Raw genomic sequence first — 21,126 nt, forward strand, 5'->3', positions numbered from 1 at the left:
AGTCCTGTCTTATTGATCTTCCTTAATAATAATTATGTAAATAGTTGATAGAGTTTTTACTTTAGCTGGCCTATGGCTAAGCAAAACAATTATTTACTACAAGGATTGTGTAATGAGAAAGATACTGGGATTGTTACTATTTGTTGTTATAGGGTCGGCAAATGCTGGGGTGTTGCACTATGACGAAGCGTTAGATGGTCATTTTAATAGGCAGCAGTTAAGCACTTTACAGCTAGGGCAAGGGGTAAATGTAGTTACGGGGACATTTGCTACTTCAGCGATAACTAAGTTGGATGCTGAATACGATGCTTACTTGGAGTCGATTGGCTATGGGCGTTTACGTCCCGAAGGCTTTGATTATTCCTCATTGGCTTATGACGATGGCGATATCTTCGATGTACTATTCGAGCTTGAAAGTGATTACAAAATCAGCAGCATAAACTTTAGTATTTTGTCCCAAGAAGCCCTAGTGCAAGGAGGCCATAGTTACCTTGTTACTCAATACTCCTTCGCTGATTTTAACAGTGAAATATATGGGCCTAGGGATCGTACGCACTCAGGTCTAGATTTAGGCGTATCTGACCAACGTTTGTTTCGCTTTCAAGCAACAGGCAGGTCGGCTGATATTTTTCCCGGCTGGGCTGAGTACGTTGGCCAAGAACGAGTGAGTTACCAGTTATCATTAAACGTAGTTAAGGTTACAGAGCCGGTGAGTGCTGCACTGTTTGGTTTATGTATGTTGGGGATTGCGTCAAAGCGTAAAAAATTCACCGTTACTTCTTCAATAAAAGCCTAGGGTTTGGTGAACGGTTTTAGTGAAAGTTTAATGTGATTAGAGGCAGATTGATCAACTTAAATACATTGAGCCGAATTGCCACTGGGAATACGGCCGAAGTATTTGCCTTTGAAGATAGCAAGGTGCTGAAAGTGTATTTTTCGGGGTATCCGGAAGATGAAGCCGAGAATGAGGCGGCGAAAGCACTGTTTGCTTATCAGCAAGGCCTGCCTACGCCAAAGGTGATTGATGTACTGGAGGTGGAATCTCGCCAAGCGCTGATATTTGAAAGGTGTTTAGGACCAAGCTTAGATAGCTACTTGCTCAAGCACCCTAATGACATTGTGCCTATGGGAGAGCTATTTGCTGGTTTGCATGCAGATGTTCATCGCTGTCAGGCTCAGCCTTTGGACACCACAGCACAGCGTTTGGCTTTAAAGATTCAGCGGTCTAATATCGCAGAGCCTCTTAAGCTAAAGGCGATTAACCAGCTTAACCTGCAAGTCTTGGATAGCCGCTTATGTCATGGCGATTTTCATCCTGCCAATGTACTGCTGTCGAGCAATGGCCCGGTGATTATTGATTGGGTAGACGCAACTCAGGGGCAGCCAATTAGCGACGTAGCGCGAACTGTGTTGTTGATTTCCACTAGCCAAATAGCCGGTAGCCACGCTGAGCAGCAAGCCTACCAATTGAAGAAACAACAATTTTTAGCGGCTTACCAGCAGCATTATCATCAATTGTGTTCCACCAATAACCATCAACTCAGCACTTGGACGCCAATAGTGGCTGCAGGAAGGCTGTCTGAAAAGTTACCTGATGCCAGTGCAACGCAAACTTTAGAGATTGCCCAACAACTTGTTTAGGCTTCATTGCGGTGAGTTAGCCGATGAAAAACAGCTTTTCACTACTTTTTCTAACCACAAATATTTTGCGCTACGATGCTGGTTGTTACTGAAGTTCAGCGAAATATCTAAGTTTAAGCGCTGCTCAGGATCTTCAAAGTGAATAAAGGCATAGTCATCTTTAGCTAGGCCTTCCATAGTGGTGTGCGGCGCTACACATACTGCATTGGTTTGTGAGGTATATTTCAAAATATTACTTAATTGCTGGCTTCGGAATTTGGGCTGCAGTTTTACGCCCTCGGTAAACAACTGCTGGATTTGCATAAACTGGTTGTTGTATCCGGGTAAAATCATCCCTGCTAATGGATAATCAAGTAACTGGTTGAGCTTAATGGTGCTACCTGCTAGTTGGTGGCTGGCATTACATATTCCGCCAACAATGGCTTTGGCAACCGGGATCTGGCGCAGCTCTTTTGAGACTTCAATGGGGTAAAAGCTAATTCCCGCATCTAACTCTTGGTTGATCAGTTGGCTTTCTGTGGCCGGGCTGTAGCTATATAACTCAAATTCAATGTTAGGCGCATCTTGCATGATCGCCAGAGCAATTTTAAGCCCATGGCTTTCAGACAAATAGCTATTTATCGCTAAACGAAAGCGTCCGGTGAGTGTCGCAGGGTTAAACTCATCGCCTTGTAAAGTAGCCTCTAACAAACCCAATATCTTAGGGAGCTGCTGTTCTAGTTCAACGGCTTTATCGGTGAGTTTTAAGCCTCGCGCTTGGCGCACAAATAAGGGGTCGTCAAAACTACCGCGTATTTTTGCTAGTGCTCGGCTAACTGCTGCTTGGCTTACACCTAAGCGTTCAGCGGCTTTACGGGTGTTTTTTTCTTGTAGTAATACCAACAAGGTCTTCAAAAGGTTTAAATCGAAGTCGGCGAGATTCATGGCTTTCCTTAACGAAGAGTGTGCGCCTCAATACCTAAATGTACCGCATTTTGTTAGCGTGTTGTTAACTTGTCCTCTGAGCACATTTATTAAGAGGCAAATCTGCTAGTGTAAAGCTTGGCTAACAGGGGCAAGGAAACCATATGTTAGCAAGTTGTTGATTTGTATGAGTCAAATCAAGAGAATCTACTTTTTTGTCAATTAGAACATGGACGTATTAATGCGAAATCTAGTTACTATCGCTTTATTTCTGTCGCTGTTTGCTTGTGGTGGAGGTGGGGGAGATGAGTCAAACCCAAGCCAGCCGCAAAATCCCAGTGTTGAAGTAGAGCTAAGCCAAACCGCACGTAAAGGCCAACCAGTTACTTTGCGCGCTAAAGCTTCTGGCGTAGGTACCATTAACAAAATTGAATGGCGCCAAGTTGCTGGGCCTATCATTAGTTTTGAGCAAACCGACAGATTAGAGTTGCCTATTACACCTGCCAGCAACGCCGAGTTAGCGGCCGATAGTTACACTTTTGAAGTTGCTATTACTAACGACCAACAACAGGTGACTCGCCAGCAATTAAGCTTTGAAGTTAAACGGGCGATGAGCTCGGCACAAGCGGCGCGTTTGCTGCATCAAGCCACGCTTGGGCCAAAAGGTAGCGAAATAACTCACGCTACAGGAGTCAGTGAGGAAGAATGGTTAAGCGAGCAAATGCAGCTGCCAATCACCGAGCATTTACCCTTAGTTCAAAACTATCCCGATAGAGACGAACCAAACCAAATCAATCGCATTGACGCATGGTGGAAAGCATCGCTGAATGCCCCGGACCAATTGCGCCAGCGAGTGGCATTTGCCTTGAGTGAAATTTTGGTGGTGTCTGACAGCAACAATGCCTTGCGCGGCGAGCCTGAAGGCATGGCGCAGTACCAAGACATATTGTTAAAACATGCTTTTGGTAATTACCGAGAACTACTAGAAGAAGTAACGCTATCGCCAGTAATGGGGACGTATTTAAGCCATTTAGGGAATGAGAAAGCCGATGAAGCTTTAAACATTCGCCCAGATGAAAACTACGCCCGTGAAGTGATGCAGTTGTTCACCATTGGTTTAGCTGAGCTGAACCAAGATGGTAGCCCTAAACTTGACGGTGAAGGCAACACCATTGCCACTTACGGCCAAGATCAAATTGAAGGTTTTGCCCGAGTATTTACTGGCTGGACCTTTGGCGCGAGTGCCCGCTGGAAGCGACCAAGCCGTAACTTCACCATTCCCATGGAAGCCTATTCTGATTACCACTCAGAAAAAGAAAAGGTCTTGTTAAATGGAGAAGTATTAGCTGGTGGTCAATCCGCTGAGGATGATCTTAGCGCGGCATTAGACAATTTGTTTAACCACGCTAATGTTGGTCCATTTATTGGTAAGCAATTAATCCAACGCTTGGTCACTTCTAACCCAACGCCACAATACGTAGAGCGTATTGCCAATGTTTTTGACGACAACGGCAGTGGTGTACGAGGCGATTTAGGAGCCGTTGTTAGCGCGATACTACTGGATGAAGAAGCAAGGCAAACTTCTGGAGTATTAAACTATTACGGCAAAGTGCGCGAGCCTTTGTTGCGTACTGTACAGTTTTGGCGTGAGCTAGATGCCAACAGCCCTGCCAATTTGTACTTTACCTGGTCGTTAAACGACAGTCATGGTCAAACACCTCTTGGTTCTCCTTCGGTATTTAACTTCTTTAGGCCTGATTATCAGCCTGCTGACTTGTTGGAATTAGGAATAGTGGCACCAGAGTTACAAATTGCTAACGATGCCGCGTTAATTGGCCAGTTTAATAACCAATACAGCAACTTCTTATGGAATATTAAAGAGGTGATTACTGAGCCAAGTGATAAACGCATTTTGCTTAGTATGCAAAATCATGCAGATATACTGGAACTACAAGGTTTAGAAGCCTTACTCGACTATTACGATACCCTGTTTTATAGCGGAGCCATGAGTACGGCACAGCGACAAACCTTGCGTGAAGTACAAGATATTTATGCTGATTGGGGTTTATACCACCAAGTGGCGCTTTTGTTATTTACCGTGTCGGTTTCACCCGACTACGTCATTCAGCTATAGGAGCCTGAGATGAATTATAAAAACAGGCGAGAGTTTCTGTCGCTGTGCCTAAAAGGCGGCGTATCAATGGCTGCGCTTACCAGCATGCAGCTAAAAGCAATGACTAGCCTGGCAACGCCAGCCGCTAGCGCAGGCGACTTTAAAGCGTTGGTGTGTATTTTTCTCAAAGGAGGCAATGACTCCTTTAATATGCTGATCCCTCAAAGTGGTGACCCGCTCGATGCCTATTTAAATAGTCGTCAAAACTTAGCGGTAAGTGACGCTATTGCGATTAACCCGACTACCGCGGTAGACGGTGGAATAGGCCTTAACCCCGCACTTTCGCCAATAGCGCCGCTATTTAATGCGCAAAACTTGGCGGTGGTTTCTGGGGTGGGTAGCTTAGTGGCCCCGATCACTTTGGATCAATACAAAGCAAAAAGTGCGGCTATTCCTAATAACTTGTTCTCGCATAATGACCAGCAATCAACGTGGATGCAGGGGCGCGAGAAAGAGAGTATTAACTACGGTTGGGGCGGACGTATTTTAGAGCTACTTAATCAAAATAATAATTTTGGTTCTAACATCTCGTTGTCGGGTAATAACCTGTGGCAAACCGGCCCTAACGCGATTCCTTTTGCTATGAATAAATCAGGTATTACACGCGTTAATGCCTACAACAGTAGCTCTCAGCGTACCCAAGCGCTGCGCCAGCAACTTGAGCAAATGTTTAGCCAAGCCAGTCATCCTTTAGCCAAAAGCTACAGTGACAAATTGGATACCTCAATTGGCAATACCGAGCAGCTCAATACTGCGTTAGAAAGTGCCACAGAATTTACTGATGTATTCAGCGATAGCAACCTGTCTAAGCAACTATTAGCGGTAGCGAAGACCTTGTCGGTGCAATCGCAGTTTGGCGTAGGCCGACAAGTATTCTTTGTTGGCATGGGCGGCTTTGATACTCACGACGACCAAAATGTGAATCACCCGAACTTATTAATGCAGCTTTCACAAGCCATGGCTGAGTTTGATGGCGCTATGAGCACCTTAGGTTTATCAAACCAAGTGACAACCTTTACCATGTCGGACTTTGGCCGAACCTTGAGTTCAAATGGTGATGGTACTGACCATGGCTGGGCCGGTAACCAATTGGTGATGGGCGGCGCAGTCAACGGTGGCGAAATCTACGGTTCGGTTATCGAGCAGGCTTTAGACAGTGCTTACGATGTAGGTGGTGGCAGAATGATCCCACAAGTGGCCAACGAGCAATATTTTGCCAGTTTGGCTCGCTGGTTTGGTTTGAGTGATAGTGAAGTATTGGACTTGTTCCCAAGCTTAAGTAACTTTAATCAAACTCATCTCTCGATGTTTAGCTAATACCTTACATTAGTAATAAAAAAGGCCAGCAAGTTGCTGGCCTTTTTAGTACTGAATAAAGTCTATTTGGCTTTAGCCGCTTTATCTTCGTGAGGCAATACCAAGTTAAGAATAATGGCTACAATGCCACACAGGCCAACACCTTTAAGAGTGAATTCACCTAGGCCAACGGCCATGCCACCAATACCAAATACCAAGGTAACTGACACAATCACAAGATTGCGTGGAATAGACAAATCCACTTGCTTGTTAATCAGGGTATTTAAGCCAATTGCTGCAATCGCACCAAATAGCAGACACATAATGCCGCCCATTACTGGCACCGGAATAGACAATAACAAGGCACCTGTTTTGCCGATAAATGCTAAACCAATGGCAAATACTGCTGCCCAAGTCATGATGATAGGGTTGTAGGTTTTAAGCAGGCTTACCGCACCGGTTACTTCGCCGTAACTTACTACTGGTGGCGCGCCAAAGCTGGCGGCTGTCATGGTGGCTAAACCGTCGCCTAATAATGAGCGGTGAATCCCCGGGTTTTCCACAAAGTTTTTGCCTGTCACATTAGAAATAGCCAGTATGTCGCCAAAGTGTTCAATGGTGACAATTAAGCCGATAGGCGCGATAAACAAAATGGCCTGCCAGTTGAATTCAGGCGTAACAAATTCTGGTATCGCAAACCATGCGGCGCTAGCTACTGCACTAAAGTCAACTAAACCAAAGAACAAACTCAGTACGTAGCCAACTGCTACACCACTGATAATAGGCATTAATTTGAGCATGCCTTTAGCAAAGATAGATACCACAATGGTGGTAAACAACGATGCTAAAGAAATCAGCAAGGCGATGTCTTGCTCTACTAATACTGCCGAGCCATCGCCAGTTTTACCTAAGGCCATATTTACAGCAACCGGGGCTAAGCCTAAACCAATGACCATTATCACTGGGCCAACCACTACCGGCGGTAAAAAGCGCTCAATAACCTTAACACCGCGTACTTTTACAATGGCACTAATAATAATGAACATAAGGCCTGCAGCCATCAGGCCGCTTAAGGTCGCAGGTAAACCAAACTGCTGAATACCTAAAATAATTGGTCCGATAAAGGCGAATGAGCTGCCCAGAAAAATAGGAATTTGGCGACGCGTACAAAACTGAAAGATTAGCGTACCGATACCTGCACCCAATAAGGCGAGGTTAGGGCTAATGCCTGTTAGTAGTGGTACCAAGGTAGTAGCACCAAATGCAACCAGTAGCATTTGCGCACCAAGTAGTGGGGTGTTCATCCGTTTTGTCTCCCTGAACAAAAAAATTCATCTAGTGTAAGCCGAAGGGCGTGATAAAAAAATGATCAAGGTGCTTAGTCTAGAAAAAAGTCTTTGTTTTATTATAGTTGCGCGATCTTTTAGACTTATGTAGCGGTTTGGTTCAAAGTAATCGAAAACCTTAGGAGGTAATGTGGCTAAAGCAAACAAGAATAAAGTCTCTGATGAAGTGGTAGCAACGGCAGACGCCTTAACCAAGGCGAACCAACGTCCTGGCCAAACTAAAGAGCAAAACAAATTAATCTCGGCGGGTATTCAAAAAGGCATTGAGCAGTATAAAAAGCAACACAAAGCCAAAATGCGCGAAGCCGACAAACAGCGTAAAAAGCAATCTAGTAAAAACGCGGAGCAAGGCGCTGGTGCTGATCAGTTAGCCGTAGCTAAAGATAATACTAAGCCATCCTTGTTGCCTTGGGTGTTACTGGGCTTGTCATGGTTAGGTTTTGCTGCCTATGTTTATAGTTATTCGCCAAGCTAGGAGAACATGATGCGTGGCCAGCAAATACTGATTAGACCTTATCTACCAGAAGATGCCATTGCTCATGCCGAGGCCGTGCGTGAAACCGCTGCTGGCGGGTACCGCTGGTTAGATTGGATGGAAGAAGATTACCCTGAAGAAGAGAGTCGATCTTGGCTAGCACTAAGCCAAGCGGCGATAGCTAAAAACATTGCTTTTGATATGGGGATTTTTGCCAATCAAGGTGGACAGTTTTTAGGTGCTATTGCTATTAACCGTATAGAGTGGAATTACCGCGCAGCTAATTTGGGCTATTGGGTAAGAGACAGTGCCAGTGGCAAAGGTATTGCTACCGAAGCGGTGCGTTTAATGGCCGATTACGCCTTTAATGGCTTGCAGCTTAATCGCTTAGAGTTAGTGATTGCCGAGCAAAACTTTGCCAGTCGTCGGGTGGCTGAAAAAGCCGGGGCACATTACGAAAGCTTAGCCAGGTCACGAGTTATTGATTTTGGCCAACCCTGCCACGCAGCGATTTATTCATTGATCGCCGATGACTTGGCCGCGCCGCAATAAGCTAAGTGTCGATACTTTTTAAGGTGCTGCTACTGCGGCTGCGTTGGTTAATAAACTTCAGCATCGATTTGCCCAATAGCCAAGGTAAGTCTTGGTTTACCGCTTGGTAACCTAAGTGACTAGCAACATGGTTGGTAAATTGGCTCCAACCTACATTGGCTAAGCGCCAGGCAACGCTTTTTTGCTGCGAAGCATCAATAAACAAATGCACAATGGCGCGAAACCGAGGGGACTCTAAACTGTCGAGCCAAGTCAGCCGCAAACTCTCGCGTGAGCTTAAATCCAAATGCTGGATAAAGTTTTGAGTTAAACGGCTATTTACCGCAGAGGTAATAGATTGCAGGGTAGGGAAGCACTCATTGAGTTCTGCTTGGCTAATGCCACACTGCCTAGCAATGTTGCCCATTTCTATTTGTTGCCAATCGCCTTCTAGCAAAAATGCCAATACCTGATCAAGGATCCGTTCCTTAAGTTGTTGCTGTGGCGACAAGCTGACTGGGGACATGATTCGCTTCCTGCGAAAGAGCCCAAGTGTTAGCTTGTGCTCATGGGCTCGTTAAATCGCTCAGGAAAGTCACTGATAACCATATCTAGCCATGGTAACAATGCGGTGATTTCGGTGGGCTCATTTACAGTGTATGTAGACAAACGATAACCCGCCAGTTTGATTTGTTTGGCCTGGGCAACGCTCAAGGCCTTATAGTCGCAATGGCAGGCTAGCGCATTAATGTCTTGAAGTTGTTGCTGCCAATTCTCGGGGATTTCTTCATAGAGCTGGGCTAAGTCAAATTGGCTAGCGTGGCGGTGCATAAACAGTAACAATTGGTGATCGAAGCTAGAAATAAGCAAACGGTCGAGTGGGAAATCACAATGGGCTATTTCGGCGACTACAGCCTCAACCAATTGTTGGCGCGGTTGGTTGTGATACTTCATCTCTAAGTTGAGCTTTAAGCCCAGCTTTTTGGCATGGATGAGGTACTGACGTAAGCTGGGTAAGGCTTGGCCGGCAAACGAAGGAGCAAACCAAGCGCCAGCGTCTAGCGAATGTAATTGCGCTAAGGTGTATTCGGTGGCTTTGCCGCTACCATTTGTGCAACGTTCTAAATGCTCGTCGTGAAATACAATGGGCTGGTGGTCTTTGGTTAAAAAGGTATCAAACTCGACCCATTCTAGGCCTAACTCTACGGCGCGGTCTAAGCCCGCTAGGGTGTTTTCCGGGGAGCTGCCTGCTACGCCACGGTGTCCTGCAATAACTGCCATGCTAATTCCTCTTTGGTTCTCAGGCGCATGCCATCAATCATTTTAGTGTAGCTGGGTAATGTAAGCAGGCAGTTATACATTTTTATGACACATTTAACAAATCGGCTCCACAATGTTTACAGTAATCAGCGTCGTGGTCGTGACCAGCGCGTTCACAGTGCACACAACGGTGTTCACTTTGCTCACGGCGCATCTCATTAACTAGCTCTGCACCTACAATGCCGGTAGGCACGGTAATAATCGAAAAACCGGTAATCATGACCAAGGCTGCCAGTGCTTGGCCTAGAGGTGTAGCTGGAGAAATATCGCCATAACCTACCGTGGTAATGGTGACAATGGCCCAATAAATACTGCGAGGAATGCTAGTGAAGCCATTTTCTGGTCCTTCAATGGCATACATTAAGGCACCATAAATAGTGGTGGTTAAACAAATACAAAATAAGAATACTAAAATCTTACGACGAGCCAGCATCAGTGCTCGCAGTAGCACGTTGGCTTCACTCATATAACGCACTAGTTTTAATACGCGAAGTATCCGTAGGATCCGCAATAAGCGGAATAGCAGCATTACCTGTGCCGCTGGGTAGAGCAGGGCTAAATAAGTGGGCAAAATTGCCAGTAAATCGACCACACCATAAAAACTCTTGGCATATTCTTTAGGTTGCGGCGAGCAGTATAAACGGGCGATATACTCGAGGGTGAAAAACACCGTAAATACTACTTCAATGGCGATAAACCAGGTGTGGTAGAGCTGTTCAAACTCACTCACTGAATCGAGAATTACCACGATGACACTGCTGATAATGGCGCTTACTAACAGTAAATCAAAGCGTTTTCCGGCTGGGGTATTGTAGCCAAAAATTATATCGTAAAGCCGTTTTTGCATAGGGCTTTGGGTAGTGGGTTCACTAGACACAGAGTTCATCCTTGAAGGTTTTAATAGGCTAAGTATATCGATAAATGTCTGAATTTGAAGTGAGTCGCTAAACACCCGCTAAATATCAATCCTGTCTATTTAGTCGAATGCTTGTGGCTAATATTTGTGTTTTTTGTTCCATTTTTATATTGATACAGTAGCTCATCTAAAATTATGGCATCAAGTGAGACACAACTATGACATCAGTATTAACGCTTAAATCAAGTATTTTGGGAGAGCACTCAAGCTCATCGGCACTGATTGACCAACTGAGTAATCGTTACATTGCGCAACATGCAAAGGTGGTGAGTCGAGATTTAGCCGCAGAGCCTCTGCCGGTGTTGAGTGCTGAAGTCATCTTGGCACTGCAAGGCGGGGATGAGCTAAGCGAACAACAGCGGAAAGTATTCGCTTTATCAAACCGTTTAGTGGATGAGCTTAAAGCCGCCAATGTGGTGGTTATTGCTGCGCCAATGTATAACTTTTCGATTCCTACACAGTTAAAAAATTGGCTAGATTTAGTGGTGCGTGCAGGGCTTACTTTTAAATATAGCGAACAAGGCCCGGTTGGTTTGATAAAGGATACGAAAGCGATTGTGGTCACCACTCGAGGCGGGATTCATAAACACGCAGCTACCGACACTCAAATTCCTCATTTAATGGTGGTTCTTGGGTTTTTAGGCATCACTGATGTTGAAGTGGTTTATGCCGAAGCCTTGAGCATGGGTGATGAAACCGCCAAGCAGCAAATGGATGCCGCACAAGAGCAACTAGCTGCCCTCGTTTAGAGTGCAATTCTCCAACACAAAATCCTTAAACCTCTGATTGGCGCGCGACATATACGCATCGCGTCGCCAAGCTAGCCCTAGCTCTAGGTGAAACGGTGGATCAAAGCTTAGCGAATGCAGAGAGTCACCCGGTTGAACTACCATGCTAAGTAGGGTAGTTATGCCAAAATCTCTGGCAACAATCGACTTAATGAGCGGGATCAGGTTGGTTTGAAAAGAGACTTGTGGCACCTGTTGCTGTTCACGACTGATCTGTTCAATCACCTTATGGTGAAAGTACCCCTCGCGAAACAGCACCAATTCATGGTTTAGAAATTCGCGATGGCTAATGCTGCTTTGTGCGCTAAGTGGATTATCTTGGCTGCAACAAGCCAGTAGTTCACCTTTGTAAATAGGTTCGCAGTGCAGTTCTGGCGGCACATCTTGGGTGACAACAATGCCTAAATCGAGTTCACCACTAAGCAATTTTTTCCTAACCAGCTCGGTACCTGCATCAATCACAGAAAGGTTGAGTTGTGGGTAGAGACTTTTAAAACCCATGAGCAAGGGCGGAAAGAAATAAGAGCCCATCATGCTAGGGATCCCAATGGTTACGGTACCGCTGTCCAGCCCCTTTAGAGACTGCATCGCTTGCTCGGCGTCTTCGGCTTGTTTAAGCAGTTGAATGGCGTGTTGGTATAGTACTTTTCCTTCGGTACTTAAGCTGACATTTCGCTCGTTACGTTGTAGCAGTTGTATTGATAGTTGTTGCTCGAGTTTTTTGATTGTGGCGCTAATCGCTGGCTGAGCAACGCCCAACTGTTTAGCCGCTGCAGTAAAGCTACCCAGTTGCACCACACTGACAAACTGGCGTAATTGTCTTAATTCCACAATCGCTACTCATAAGTAAAAGTTATAGCTTCGATAATACTAATATATTTTATTTATTCAAAGCGGAGGCATAGCATTAGTACATCAGAGCGTGAAGAACGTGCTATTTAAGAGTGTGCTAATGAAGTATCAGCAAAACAGTAAAGGTTTTTGGCAAGTTACCGCTGCGGTGTCTACGGCCTCTTTAGTTACCTTCTTCAATCTTTACCTTGTTCAGCCTCTATTGCCTATTTTTGCTCAGAACTACGCTATCTCACCTTTAGCCGCTAGCGCCATGTTGTCGGCCGCTATGTTGGGTATGGCCTTGGGGTTGTTATTCTTGGCCTCACTGTCTGATGCAGTAGGCCGACGCAAAATTCTATTGGTATCGATTGCTGTCGTGCCGTGTTTAAGCCTGTTTATTGGCTTGGCTCATCCCCAGTCTTTTTATGCCATTATTGCGCTACGTTTTTTACAGGGCGTATGCTTAGCTGGTGTTCCTGCGGTAGCAATTGCTTACTTAGCCGAACAGTTAGACTCACGCGCGTTGATTAAAGCGGTGGGTATTTTTATTGCGGCTAACTCATTAGGCGGCATTGGCGGGCGCTTGTTGGGCGGCTGGAGTGCCGACCTACTCGGTTCATGGCAAATGGCCTTTATCGTGGTGGCGCTACTGAGTTTATTAATGGCGGTGTTGGTATTTGTATTGCTGCCTCAAGAGTCGGCCCATACTCGCCAAACTTGGCGCTTATGTAGCAGCCTGGCGAACTATAAACGTCACCTAAAGAATCCCCAGTTAGTATGTGCTTACTTAGTGGGGGGGGTTGCCTTTGGCGTATTCATTAATCAGTTTTCTTACCTGACTTTTATTTTGGCCGACGCGCCGTATTCGCTACCTGCAAGCTTAACTTCTTTATTATTTTTAAGTTATTTAGGCGGTACATTTACCGCATCTTCAGCTGGGCGAATTGCTCAGCGTTACGGCAGCAAGTTATGTATTTTGCTGGGCTTGTTAGTGATGGCCGTTGCTAGTGCATTGAGTTTATTTGAGCCACTTTGGATGATCTTGCTGGCAATGGTGGTGTCTTCTATGGGCTTTTTCTTTAGCCATGCACAGGCCAGCGCTTGGGTGAATCAACACGCCACTAAAGCCAAGGCCAGCGCGTCGGCTTTATATACGATTAGCTATTATGTGGGGGCCGCTGGTGGTGGTGTGTTAATGCAACCATTTTATAGCGCTTGGGGCTGGCAGGGTATTGTTGCGTTTAATGTTAGTGCGTTGCTTGGTGTAACATTATTAGCTTATTTCTTCTTAGAAAAACCGACAGACCAGCTTCATCCAGTTAATCCATAAGTCATGTTTATGGCTGGTAATTTGGCTAAAATACGCCGCCTAATCACACTGCTACCTGCTCAACAATAAGGCTATTTAACTCCTCACTAAATGGCTTTTTCTTGCTTATCTCTTTGTATTTATTGTTTTTTGTCAACAAATTGTCACATTTTGTTCGCAGTTATTGTGTTTTTCTGTCATCAATTCTCGTCAGGCTAGACCAGTTAATGGCGCCACTTCGTTGTGGCATTTTTTGTTTTCTCAGGGACGAGTATTATGAACCCCAATAAAATAATGTTAGTAGGGCTATGTGCGCTAAGTGCTAGCTCACAAGCCGATGTATTGATTAGTGAATACGTTGAAGGAAGTAGTTTTAACAAAGCGATTGAAATTGCCAACTACGGCGACCAAGCGGTGGATTTAGCCAGCGCTAATTACCAGCTTCGTTTGTTCTCAAATGGTGCCACTAGTGCTACCAATACCCAAGATTTAAGCGGTGTTTTAGCACCTGGCGACACCTTGGTATACGTGAATAGCAATGCAGTTATTGGTAACAATGACAATGCCTTAATTCCTGTAGGCGTAGGCATTGAATCAAGCGTGGTTAACTTTAATGGCGACGATGCGCTTGGTTTGTATGCCAATGATGTATTAGTAGATCGTGTTGGCCAAATTGGTGTGCGTGAAACTTGGGGGGATGGTGGTGCGTCTACTAAAGACCAAACCTTACGCCGTTTAGCCGAAAGCACGCCCGATAACGACAACAACCAAGAGTTTGTGATCTCCTCACGTTGGTTTAACTACGCTAAAGATACCGTAGATGGTTTAGGCTGTATTGGCCAACAAGCTTGTGACGACACCGGTGGCCCAATTGACCCGCCTGTAACGGATATCGGCCAATGTGGTGACCCCAGTACGGCTATTCACAGCATTCGTACTGGCAACATATTAGGTCAAGAGATTGTTGTAGAAGCGGTGGTGGTGGGTGATTTTCAAGGGAATGGAACGGATAACCAATTGTCTGGTTTTTTTGTTCAACACGCCGATGCTAACTGGGATGCTGACGCTCAAACCTCAGAAGGTATTTTTGTATACCACTTTAATGATCCCGTTACCGTGGGTCAACGCGTTAGAGTACAAGCTACCGTGGCTGAGTATAGCGGTGGCAATCAGCTTAAAGATGTGGCGGCTTTATTGGTGTGTGGCAATGAGGATTTGCCTAGTGCAACAACACTAACGCTACCCCTAGTAGACCAAGATTTATATCATTTAGAAGGCATGCGTGTCAGCCTGCCGCAAACCTTACACGTTACCCCTGCTTACACCTTTAACCGTTATGGTGAGTCGGTGTTGTCGTTAGGTAAACGCTTTAAATCAACACAAGTATACCCAGCCAATACGCCTGAAGCGGCAGCCTTGGCTGACGCTAACATGCTTAACCGCTTGGTATTAGATGATGGTTTAAGCTCGCAAAATCCAGATGAGATCAGCTACTTTCCTAACTTCTCTGCTTTGAACAGCTTACGAGCAGGCTCACAGATGACGGGCGTAGAAGGGGTGATTAATTACAGTTTTGGTCAGTTCCGTGTGCAGCCAACAGCGCTTCCGACTGTGATTGATGCTAACCCAAGAACGGCGGCTCCAGAACTTGATGAACTCGGTAACCTTAGTGTTGCCAGCTTTAACGTGCTTAACTTCTTCACCGATTTGGACATTGATAATGCGACGGATTTTCGTGGTGCAGATACCGCAGAAGAGTTCGAGCGTCAGCGCGCTAAAATAGTGTCGGCCATGGTTGCCATGAATGCCAACGTTGTGGGTTTGATGGAAATTCAAAACAATGGCTTTGCAGCAGACAGTGCGATTCAAAACCTGATTGATGCAGTGAATGCGCAACTGCCAGAAGCTCAGCATTATGTTGCGGTAAAGCCCCTAGTTGATCGTATCGGTAACGATATGATTGCCGTGGGCATTATTTACCAACCAGAAGCGGTGCAAGCCAATGGCGATGCAGAGCTAATTCGCGCTTACCCGTTTGATGCCGATACCGCTAAACACCGCGTTCCATTGGTACAACAATTTAGCATGGTAGACGGCGGCGAAAGCTTTTACGTTGCGGTAAACCACTTCAAATCTAAAGGCAGCAATTGTAACGCTTTAGGTGACCCAGACATGGGCGATGGCCAAGGCAACTGTAACGGCCAACGTACCCTAGCTGCACAAACTTTGAGCCAGTTCTTTAGCGAAAAACAAAATGTACTGTTGTTAGGTGACTTTAACGCCTACGCCAAAGAAGACCCAATGTTAGCCTTTGAGGCTGCGGGCTTTAACAACCTAGTGCCAATGTTTGAAGCTAACAGCTATTCATACTATTACGATGAAGAAGCTGGCAGCTTAGACCATGCATTAGCCGATGCCGCCTTAACGGCGCGGGTATTAGATGCCACCGATTGGCACATTAATGCCGACGAACCTACAGGCCTAGATTACAACACTGAATACAAATCTGACGCGCAACTGGCTAATTTTTACGCCCCAAATGCTTACCGCGCATCAGACCATGATCCTGTGGTGATTAGCCTAGATATGCGTAGCGCAGGCGCCATTAGTGTTGCGGCTCAAGCCAACTTGGTTGAAGGAACCGCAAGTTCATTAGTATTTGAGCGCCTAGAGGGTGATTTTGGTGAGGTAGTGGTGAAATACCAAGTAGTTACAGGCAGTGCCGATGCTAGCGATTTAGCGCTAGAAAGTGGTGAGCTGGTTTGGGGCGCAAACGACATGAGCAGCCAAACACTTAGCCTTGCTGCCTTTGTCGATGAATTGGCAGAGGGCCAAGAAACGGCCTACCTAACGCTAAGTATTGAACAGGGCACCGCTAAATTGGCCGTGCCACAAGTAGAGCTGCTGATTGACGACGCTACCGCGTTAACAGTGTCTATGGCGCAAGCGCAAATAGAAGTAGACGAAGCCGCTGGCAGCATTAATATTCCAGTAGTGCTTAATGGTGAAGCCACTAGCAAAACCAGTGCTTGGGTATTAGTCCTGCCGTCTTCAGCTAGCTGGCGTGATTACCGCGCTCCGTTTATTCAACGCCTTACTTGGAATGAAGGTGAAAGTGGTGCTAAAAACGTAAGTGCTCGCATCGTTGATGATCGCCGCCGCGAAGCTGACGAGCGCTTTAAGGTACTGTTATTCGGTGCTTACCCAACGGCACTTGGCAATATTACTAGTACCTGGGTAACCATTAAAGATAACGATTAAACGCTAGATGTAGCCAATAAAAAGGCGAGCTAATTAGCTCGCCTTTTGTTTGAATTGCTTTAACAAGGCCTAGCGTTTGCTGGCAACAATGCTATAAACCAAGGGTGATTCATAATGCTCGTGTTCATAAATAAACTCACCGCTTTGGCGTTCTTTTAAACCCTCAAAACAGTTATAAGGGCTGTAATCGTATTCCTTGAGTTGCTCAATCACCAAGCCCGCTTTTATCAAAGCATTTACCACATCAGACAAGGGGTGACCCCAGTTAAGCATTTGGCTTGTCTCACCATCATCGTTCTCGGTATAAGTGCCTTCTTCGTCTATGTCTGCCTCTTCACGATGAAAGTAGCCGTAGCCACTCATCAAGTCATGCACTGGGTGAAACTCGGCTAAACATAACTTGCCGCCAGCCTTTAAACTATCAGCAACCACTTGTGCCCAGCGATTAATATCAGGCAACCAACATAAGGCGCCATAAGAAACAAAAACCCAATCATGAATTGGCTGAGTGAGCTCTCCATAATGGTACACATCATCACAGATAAACTCGGCATCTAAGCCGGTCTTTGCCGCCAGCTCTTCGGCGCGTTTAATTGCTTCACTCGACAGATCTACAGCGGTGACTTGTGCGCCTAAACGCGCCCAAGAAAGACTGTCTAAGCCAAAGTGACATTGCAAGTGCAATAGCTTCTTGTCGCTTACGTCGCCCATTAAATCTAGTTCAATAGATTTAAGAGAGCTTTTGCCAGCAATAAAACTAGGTACATCGTAAAATTCAGAGTCTACATGCAGCGCGGTACGTTTATCCCAAGCTGCTTTGTTCAAGGCTAAATAATCCATCGCAGTTACTCGTTAGGTCAATAATTTGCTCAGTCTACTGCAGAGTAAGTAGAAGTAAATTGCTAATTAATAGCGCCTAAAAGCTATAAGTTTAACTATTAGGTGTTGATTTAAGCTATCAACTTTCTTCGGATAATCTACACCCATCAACTAAACACTGGCTTATCCAACCAAGGGTGAAATGATGAACAAAACACTTATTGTACTAACCATTGCGGCTTCAACCTTTGGCACCATGCAAACTGCCAACGCGTGTACTACTGCTGCTTATCACAATGGTGAAGCGCAGATCACCATGCGCACCATGGATTGGAACGGCTACGACAATGCCACCGTAGTTGGTGAAGGGCGTGGCATGTTAAACCGTTACAGTGAAACTGATGGAGTGAGTACAAAAGCTAAATACGCTGCAATTAAAATCGAATCATTTGGTGACGCTACTGTCGCCGAAGGCATTAATGAAAAGGGCTTAGAAGCCCGTATTTTGTATTTAGGTACCGATGCAGGTACTGAGTTTCAAGCAGATACAGTCGATGTACCCAACGTAGATGCTGGGCAAGTGCCTAACTTTGTATTAGATAACTTTGCTACTGTGACTGAAGCGCTAGAAGGCTTAAAAGCAGTAGATGTGATTCCTACTGGCATTACTGGTATTCCGGGCCATAAAGATGAAGCCTTATACCCGCCAGTGCATTACCAACTGGTTGATGCTTCTGGTAACGTAGCAGTGGTGGAGTACATTGGCGGCGAAATGAAAGTGTATACCGAGCATGGTGCTAGTTATATGAGCAACGATCCTGCCTTTGATTACCATTTAAACTTAGACAAAGAGCAAGTTGAGCCTAATGCGACTATTCGCGCCGCCGACCGTCGTTTACGTGCCAAGCGAGTAACCGAAGAGCTTTACCAGCGAGGCGTGACCAACAGCCACCAAGCGCTCATTTCTATGAAGGCTACTCAAGCCACCAGTTTATCGGGATATAACCAACAAGACCCGTACTTAGATAATGCTACCTTCCCTACTTTATGGACAGTATTTACCGACCGTGCCAACAAAACCTTGCTCTTAGATCGTGCTCATACCTTTACGGTAGAGAGTTACAGCTTTGAGATGTTTGATGGTGGCGAGTCTGCCAGAGTCGTGCTCGGTGAGAACCCAACGCCCAATGCCAATTTTACGCAAGCGCTCACTACTCACTAAGCAAAGTTTTGCTCATGCACAGTGGCTTAGGCCACTGTTTGCGTACATCTATTTAAGGTTTAGTTTATGAATAATGAAATAGAGACGGTAACTCCAATTGCAACGCCCAATACTCAAGTGAGGCACTTTATTAATGCTCACAAAATAGCCACACCCTTTGTAGTGTTGGCCTTAATGATTGCCTATGATTTTTGGGGGGTGCTGGCTTGGGTATATTTAGCGCTGCATGGTACCTATTGCGGCTTATGGATGATTAAAGAAGCCTGTTTTCGCGATAAGCGCTTCGAGCAAGCTATTCACCCAGTTGCGGGCAGTATATTTGTGTTTGGAGCCTTAGCCGCATACTGGATAGCGCCTTACATTATTATCTCTAAGCAACTTAGCGCACCGGCGTGGCTTATCGCGTTAGCGGTAGTCATTACAATGCTAGGCGTATTCTTTCATTTTGTTAGTGATGCGCATAAACATGCGATATTAAGTGTGAAAAAAGGGCTAATTACCAATGGCTTGTTTAGCCGCACACGTAATCCAAACTATTTGGGCGAAATGCTCATTTATGCTGGTTTTGCCATACTGGCTCAGCATTGGGCTCCAGTATTAGCGTTGGCCTATTGGTGGGCATTCTTTATTCGCAATATGCTGCAAAAAGACAAATCTATGTCTCGCTATCCAGAGTTTGCCAAATGGAAAAAACGCACAGGGCTATTGCTGCCTAGGTTGTATTAGCAATCTATAGGGCCATAACTATCACTATGCAAAGTGGCGAAGGCTACTTTGCTGGTTTGCATTTTCTCACTCTAATTGGCCACTATATCAAGCTGCCAATAAAAGAATAAATCCAAGTGAGCCGATAGCGGGTATCATAGCGGCGTATTTGTAATTATTGGAATGTGTATTTATGTCATTTGGCGCTTTGGGTTTGTGTGATGAACTATTAAAAGCGGTGGCCAAGCTCGGTTATAGCCAACCATCACCGATTCAAACCGCAGCCATTCCTGCGGCGCTTAAGCAACAAGATATTATGGCAATAGCGTCGACAGGCACCGGTAAAACGGCGGGTTTTACATTGCCAGTAGTACAGCTGTTGGCAGGCGGTGTTCAACCGCAGCCTAAGCATGTACGCGCCTTAATACTAACGCCGACGCGCGAGCTAGCAGCTCAAGTCGCTGAAAGTGTGAAAAACTACAGCCAATACATGAATCTTAGCGCCGCTGCCGTATTTGGCGGTGTGAGAATAGAGCCGCAAAAAGCCCAATTACAAGAAGGGGCCGACGTACTGGTTGCCACACCTGGGCGCTTAATCGACCTTTATAATCAACAAGCCGTGAGCTTTGACCAGTTAGAAATATTGGTGCTAGACGAAGCCGACCGAATGTTAGCTCTAGGCTTTAGCGATGAAATGAGCCACATTCAAACATTGCTACCTAGCAAACGCCAAACCTTACTATTCTCTGCCACCTTTTCTAAACCGATTAAGTCACTCGGCAAAGGCATGTTAAGTAATCCGCAGTTGATAGAAGTAGCTAATGAACAAAGCACCATTGATAACATTAAACAAACACTGCACCCGGTAGATAAAGCCCGTAAAAGTGAGTTGTTAATCCACCTGATTAGAAAGAATAAGTGGCGACAAATCTTGGTTTTTAGCCGCACCAAAGTGGGTGCCGATGTATTGGTTACTCAGCTAGAAAAAGCGCGGATAAGCGCTGCCTCTATTCACGCAAACCGGACTCAACATGCTCGAACCCAAGTATTGGAGGGGTTTAAAAGCGGCAGTATAAAAGTGCTGGTGGCTACCGATATCGCGTCTCGCGGTATTGATGTAAACCAACTGCCTTGTGTGGTGAATTTCGATCTCCCTTACGAGGCAGAAGACTACATACACCGCATTGGTCGCACCGGTCGTGCTGGCAACTCGGGATTGGCCATTTCACTGTTTAGTGAAGAAGAGGCGAAGCGTTTACACGCCATTGAAACCTTGATTGGCCGTAAGCTAGCAGGCGAAATTGTTAAAGGTTTTGCCCCTAAGCCTAAAGCCATCGCACATTCAGCAGATGACGAATATGGCAACTTTGAACCCGACCCAGAGCCGCAAGGCAAGGGCAAAGGGCGCGGTGGCCGAAGTGGTAAGTCATCGAATAAAAAGGGTAATAAGCGAAGGTAGAGCCTACTTTAGTTCATCCTCTAAATGAGCTATAGAGCATGCGAACTATAGCCTGACCAATTCTTTTTATTTTTTTAGCGGGGCTCTTATCTAGCTTTAGGATATAGCACTTTTACTGCTTTTTTATA

19 protein-coding genes are annotated in these 21,126 nt (G+C 45.6%); 12 read left to right on the plus strand and 7 right to left on the minus strand.

What is annotated here, in order from left to right; all coding sequences use genetic code 11:
- Nucleotides 1-112 precede the first annotated feature (112 nt).
- Both Q4592_RS05220 and Q4592_RS05225 read left to right on the plus strand, forming a co-directional pair.
- On the plus strand, nt 113-796 hold the full coding sequence (locus Q4592_RS05220) for a hypothetical protein (RefSeq protein ID WP_303510639.1): 684 nt from the start codon (nt 113-115) through the stop codon (nt 794-796).
- Nucleotides 797-843: 47 nt separating this feature from the next.
- Nucleotides 844-1,641 (plus strand): phosphotransferase, encoded by a 798-nt coding sequence (locus tag Q4592_RS05225; protein ID WP_303510642.1) that lies wholly within the window; start codon nt 844-846, stop codon nt 1,639-1,641.
- 3 nt (nt 1,642-1,644) lie between these two features.
- Here Q4592_RS05225 and Q4592_RS05230 read toward each other — a convergent pair whose 3' ends face one another.
- Nucleotides 1,645-2,565, minus strand: a complete 921-nt coding sequence (locus Q4592_RS05230) for a LysR family transcriptional regulator (protein WP_303510644.1) — start codon at nt 2,563-2,565, stop codon at nt 1,645-1,647.
- A 220-nt stretch (nt 2,566-2,785) separates the two neighbouring features.
- Between Q4592_RS05230 and Q4592_RS05235 the strand changes: the two genes are divergently transcribed.
- Together Q4592_RS05235 and Q4592_RS05240 are read left to right on the plus strand one after the other, a co-directional pair.
- Nucleotides 2,786-4,678 (plus strand): DUF1800 family protein, encoded by a 1,893-nt coding sequence (locus Q4592_RS05235; protein ID WP_303510647.1) that lies wholly within the window; start codon nt 2,786-2,788, stop codon nt 4,676-4,678.
- 9 nt (nt 4,679-4,687) lie between these two features.
- Nucleotides 4,688-6,034: a DUF1501 domain-containing protein gene (locus tag Q4592_RS05240; protein ID WP_303510650.1), complete on the plus strand. Its 1,347-nt coding sequence runs from the start codon at nt 4,688-4,690 to the stop codon at nt 6,032-6,034.
- Between the two features lie 62 nt (nt 6,035-6,096).
- On the opposite strand, the gene Q4592_RS05245 is transcribed toward Q4592_RS05240, so the two are convergent.
- Entirely contained in the window at nt 6,097-7,317 is a 1,221-nt protein-coding gene (locus Q4592_RS05245; protein ID WP_137671794.1) for a uracil-xanthine permease family protein, read from the minus strand.
- Nucleotides 7,318-7,489: 172 nt separating this feature from the next.
- Here Q4592_RS05245 and Q4592_RS05250 point away from each other — a divergent pair, with 172 nt between their 5' ends.
- Together Q4592_RS05250 and Q4592_RS05255 are read left to right on the plus strand one after the other, a co-directional pair.
- Nucleotides 7,490-7,834 (plus strand): DUF2956 domain-containing protein, encoded by a 345-nt coding sequence (locus Q4592_RS05250; protein WP_303510656.1) that lies wholly within the window; start codon nt 7,490-7,492, stop codon nt 7,832-7,834.
- A gap of 6 nt (nt 7,835-7,840) precedes the next feature.
- Complete coding sequence (locus Q4592_RS05255; protein WP_303510659.1) at nt 7,841-8,386, plus strand: GNAT family N-acetyltransferase; 546 nt, start codon at nt 7,841-7,843, stop codon at nt 8,384-8,386.
- A gap of 1 nt (nt 8,387) precedes the next feature.
- Here the strand turns inward: Q4592_RS05255 and Q4592_RS05260 are convergent, their stop codons facing one another.
- The 3 genes from Q4592_RS05260 to Q4592_RS05270 form a co-directional block, all read right to left on the minus strand.
- Nucleotides 8,388-8,891 (minus strand): hypothetical protein, encoded by a 504-nt coding sequence (locus Q4592_RS05260; RefSeq protein ID WP_303510661.1) that lies wholly within the window; start codon nt 8,889-8,891, stop codon nt 8,388-8,390.
- A 29-nt stretch (nt 8,892-8,920) separates the two neighbouring features.
- Nucleotides 8,921-9,646 (minus strand): glycerophosphodiester phosphodiesterase family protein, encoded by a 726-nt coding sequence (locus Q4592_RS05265; RefSeq protein ID WP_303510663.1) that lies wholly within the window; start codon nt 9,644-9,646, stop codon nt 8,921-8,923.
- 82 nt (nt 9,647-9,728) lie between these two features.
- Entirely contained in the window at nt 9,729-10,562 is an 834-nt protein-coding gene (locus Q4592_RS05270; protein WP_303510665.1) for an ion transporter, read from the minus strand.
- A 197-nt stretch (nt 10,563-10,759) separates the two neighbouring features.
- Here Q4592_RS05270 and Q4592_RS05275 point away from each other — a divergent pair, with 197 nt between their 5' ends.
- Entirely contained in the window at nt 10,760-11,350 is a 591-nt protein-coding gene (locus Q4592_RS05275) for an FMN-dependent NADH-azoreductase (protein WP_303510669.1), read from the plus strand.
- Here the strand turns inward: Q4592_RS05275 and Q4592_RS05280 are convergent.
- Nucleotides 11,333-12,220 carry a LysR family transcriptional regulator gene (locus Q4592_RS05280; RefSeq protein ID WP_303510672.1) on the minus strand — a complete coding sequence of 296 codons (888 nt, stop codon included), beginning with the start codon at nt 12,218-12,220 and terminating at the stop codon, nt 11,333-11,335. The two genes, Q4592_RS05275 and Q4592_RS05280, sit on opposite strands and share 18 nt — an antisense overlap.
- Before the next feature lie 121 nt (nt 12,221-12,341).
- Here Q4592_RS05280 and Q4592_RS05285 point away from each other — a divergent pair, with 121 nt between their 5' ends.
- Nucleotides 12,342-13,553, plus strand: coding sequence for an MFS transporter (locus tag Q4592_RS05285; RefSeq protein WP_303510675.1), 1,212 nt, complete (start codon nt 12,342-12,344; stop codon nt 13,551-13,553).
- 255 nt (nt 13,554-13,808) lie between these two features.
- Nucleotides 13,809-16,793, plus strand: coding sequence for an ExeM/NucH family extracellular endonuclease (locus Q4592_RS05290; protein WP_303510682.1), 2,985 nt, complete (start codon nt 13,809-13,811; stop codon nt 16,791-16,793).
- A gap of 69 nt (nt 16,794-16,862) precedes the next feature.
- Here Q4592_RS05290 and Q4592_RS05295 read toward each other — a convergent pair whose 3' ends face one another.
- Complete coding sequence (locus Q4592_RS05295; protein ID WP_303510685.1) at nt 16,863-17,633, minus strand: class I SAM-dependent methyltransferase; 771 nt, start codon at nt 17,631-17,633, stop codon at nt 16,863-16,865.
- Nucleotides 17,634-17,817: 184 nt separating this feature from the next.
- Here Q4592_RS05295 and Q4592_RS05300 point away from each other — a divergent pair, with 184 nt between their 5' ends.
- The 3 genes from Q4592_RS05300 (at nt 17,818) to Q4592_RS05310 (ending at nt 20,998) form a co-directional block, all read left to right on the plus strand.
- Nucleotides 17,818-18,834 carry a linear amide C-N hydrolase gene (locus Q4592_RS05300; RefSeq protein ID WP_303510688.1) on the plus strand — a complete coding sequence of 339 codons (1,017 nt, stop codon included), beginning with the start codon at nt 17,818-17,820 and terminating at the stop codon, nt 18,832-18,834.
- A gap of 66 nt (nt 18,835-18,900) precedes the next feature.
- Entirely contained in the window at nt 18,901-19,560 is a 660-nt protein-coding gene (locus Q4592_RS05305) for an isoprenylcysteine carboxylmethyltransferase family protein (RefSeq protein WP_303510691.1), read from the plus strand.
- Nucleotides 19,561-19,732: 172 nt separating this feature from the next.
- The gene (locus Q4592_RS05310) at nt 19,733-20,998 is read left to right on the plus strand and encodes a DEAD/DEAH box helicase (RefSeq protein WP_303510694.1); all 1,266 of its coding nucleotides are present in this window, start codon (nt 19,733-19,735) and stop codon (nt 20,996-20,998) included.
- Nucleotides 20,999-21,126 lie beyond the last annotated feature (128 nt).

Origin of the sequence: Agarivorans sp. 1_MG-2023, from assembly GCF_030548385.1 — a bacterium.
Taxonomy (GTDB): Bacteria; Pseudomonadota; Gammaproteobacteria; order Enterobacterales; family Celerinatantimonadaceae; genus Agarivorans.

What these genes read in the sequence shown, in the direction of transcription:
- Q4592_RS05220 (WP_303510639.1), top strand. Translation starts at nt 113, where the DNA reads ATGAGAAAGATACTGGGATTGTTACTATTTGTTGTTATAGGGTCGGCA.
- Q4592_RS05230 (WP_303510644.1), bottom strand. Translation starts at nt 2,565, where the DNA reads ATGAATCTCGCCGACTTCGATTTAAACCTTTTGAAGACCTTGTTGGTA.
- Q4592_RS05235 (WP_303510647.1), top strand. Translation starts at nt 2,786, where the DNA reads ATGCGAAATCTAGTTACTATCGCTTTATTTCTGTCGCTGTTTGCTTGT.
- Q4592_RS05240 (WP_303510650.1), top strand. Translation starts at nt 4,688, where the DNA reads ATGAATTATAAAAACAGGCGAGAGTTTCTGTCGCTGTGCCTAAAAGGC.
- Q4592_RS05245 (WP_137671794.1), bottom strand. Translation starts at nt 7,317, where the DNA reads ATGAACACCCCACTACTTGGTGCGCAAATGCTACTGGTTGCATTTGGT.
- Q4592_RS05255 (WP_303510659.1), top strand. Translation starts at nt 7,841, where the DNA reads ATGATGCGTGGCCAGCAAATACTGATTAGACCTTATCTACCAGAAGAT.
- Q4592_RS05260 (WP_303510661.1), bottom strand. Translation starts at nt 8,891, where the DNA reads ATGTCCCCAGTCAGCTTGTCGCCACAGCAACAACTTAAGGAACGGATC.
- Q4592_RS05265 (WP_303510663.1), bottom strand. Translation starts at nt 9,646, where the DNA reads ATGGCAGTTATTGCAGGACACCGTGGCGTAGCAGGCAGCTCCCCGGAA.
- Q4592_RS05275 (WP_303510669.1), top strand. Translation starts at nt 10,760, where the DNA reads ATGACATCAGTATTAACGCTTAAATCAAGTATTTTGGGAGAGCACTCA.
- Q4592_RS05285 (WP_303510675.1), top strand. Translation starts at nt 12,342, where the DNA reads ATGAAGTATCAGCAAAACAGTAAAGGTTTTTGGCAAGTTACCGCTGCG.
- Q4592_RS05290 (WP_303510682.1), top strand. Translation starts at nt 13,809, where the DNA reads ATGAACCCCAATAAAATAATGTTAGTAGGGCTATGTGCGCTAAGTGCT.
- Q4592_RS05295 (WP_303510685.1), bottom strand. Translation starts at nt 17,633, where the DNA reads ATGGATTATTTAGCCTTGAACAAAGCAGCTTGGGATAAACGTACCGCG.
- Q4592_RS05300 (WP_303510688.1), top strand. Translation starts at nt 17,818, where the DNA reads ATGAACAAAACACTTATTGTACTAACCATTGCGGCTTCAACCTTTGGC.
- Q4592_RS05305 (WP_303510691.1), top strand. Translation starts at nt 18,901, where the DNA reads ATGAATAATGAAATAGAGACGGTAACTCCAATTGCAACGCCCAATACT.
- Q4592_RS05310 (WP_303510694.1), top strand. Translation starts at nt 19,733, where the DNA reads ATGTCATTTGGCGCTTTGGGTTTGTGTGATGAACTATTAAAAGCGGTG.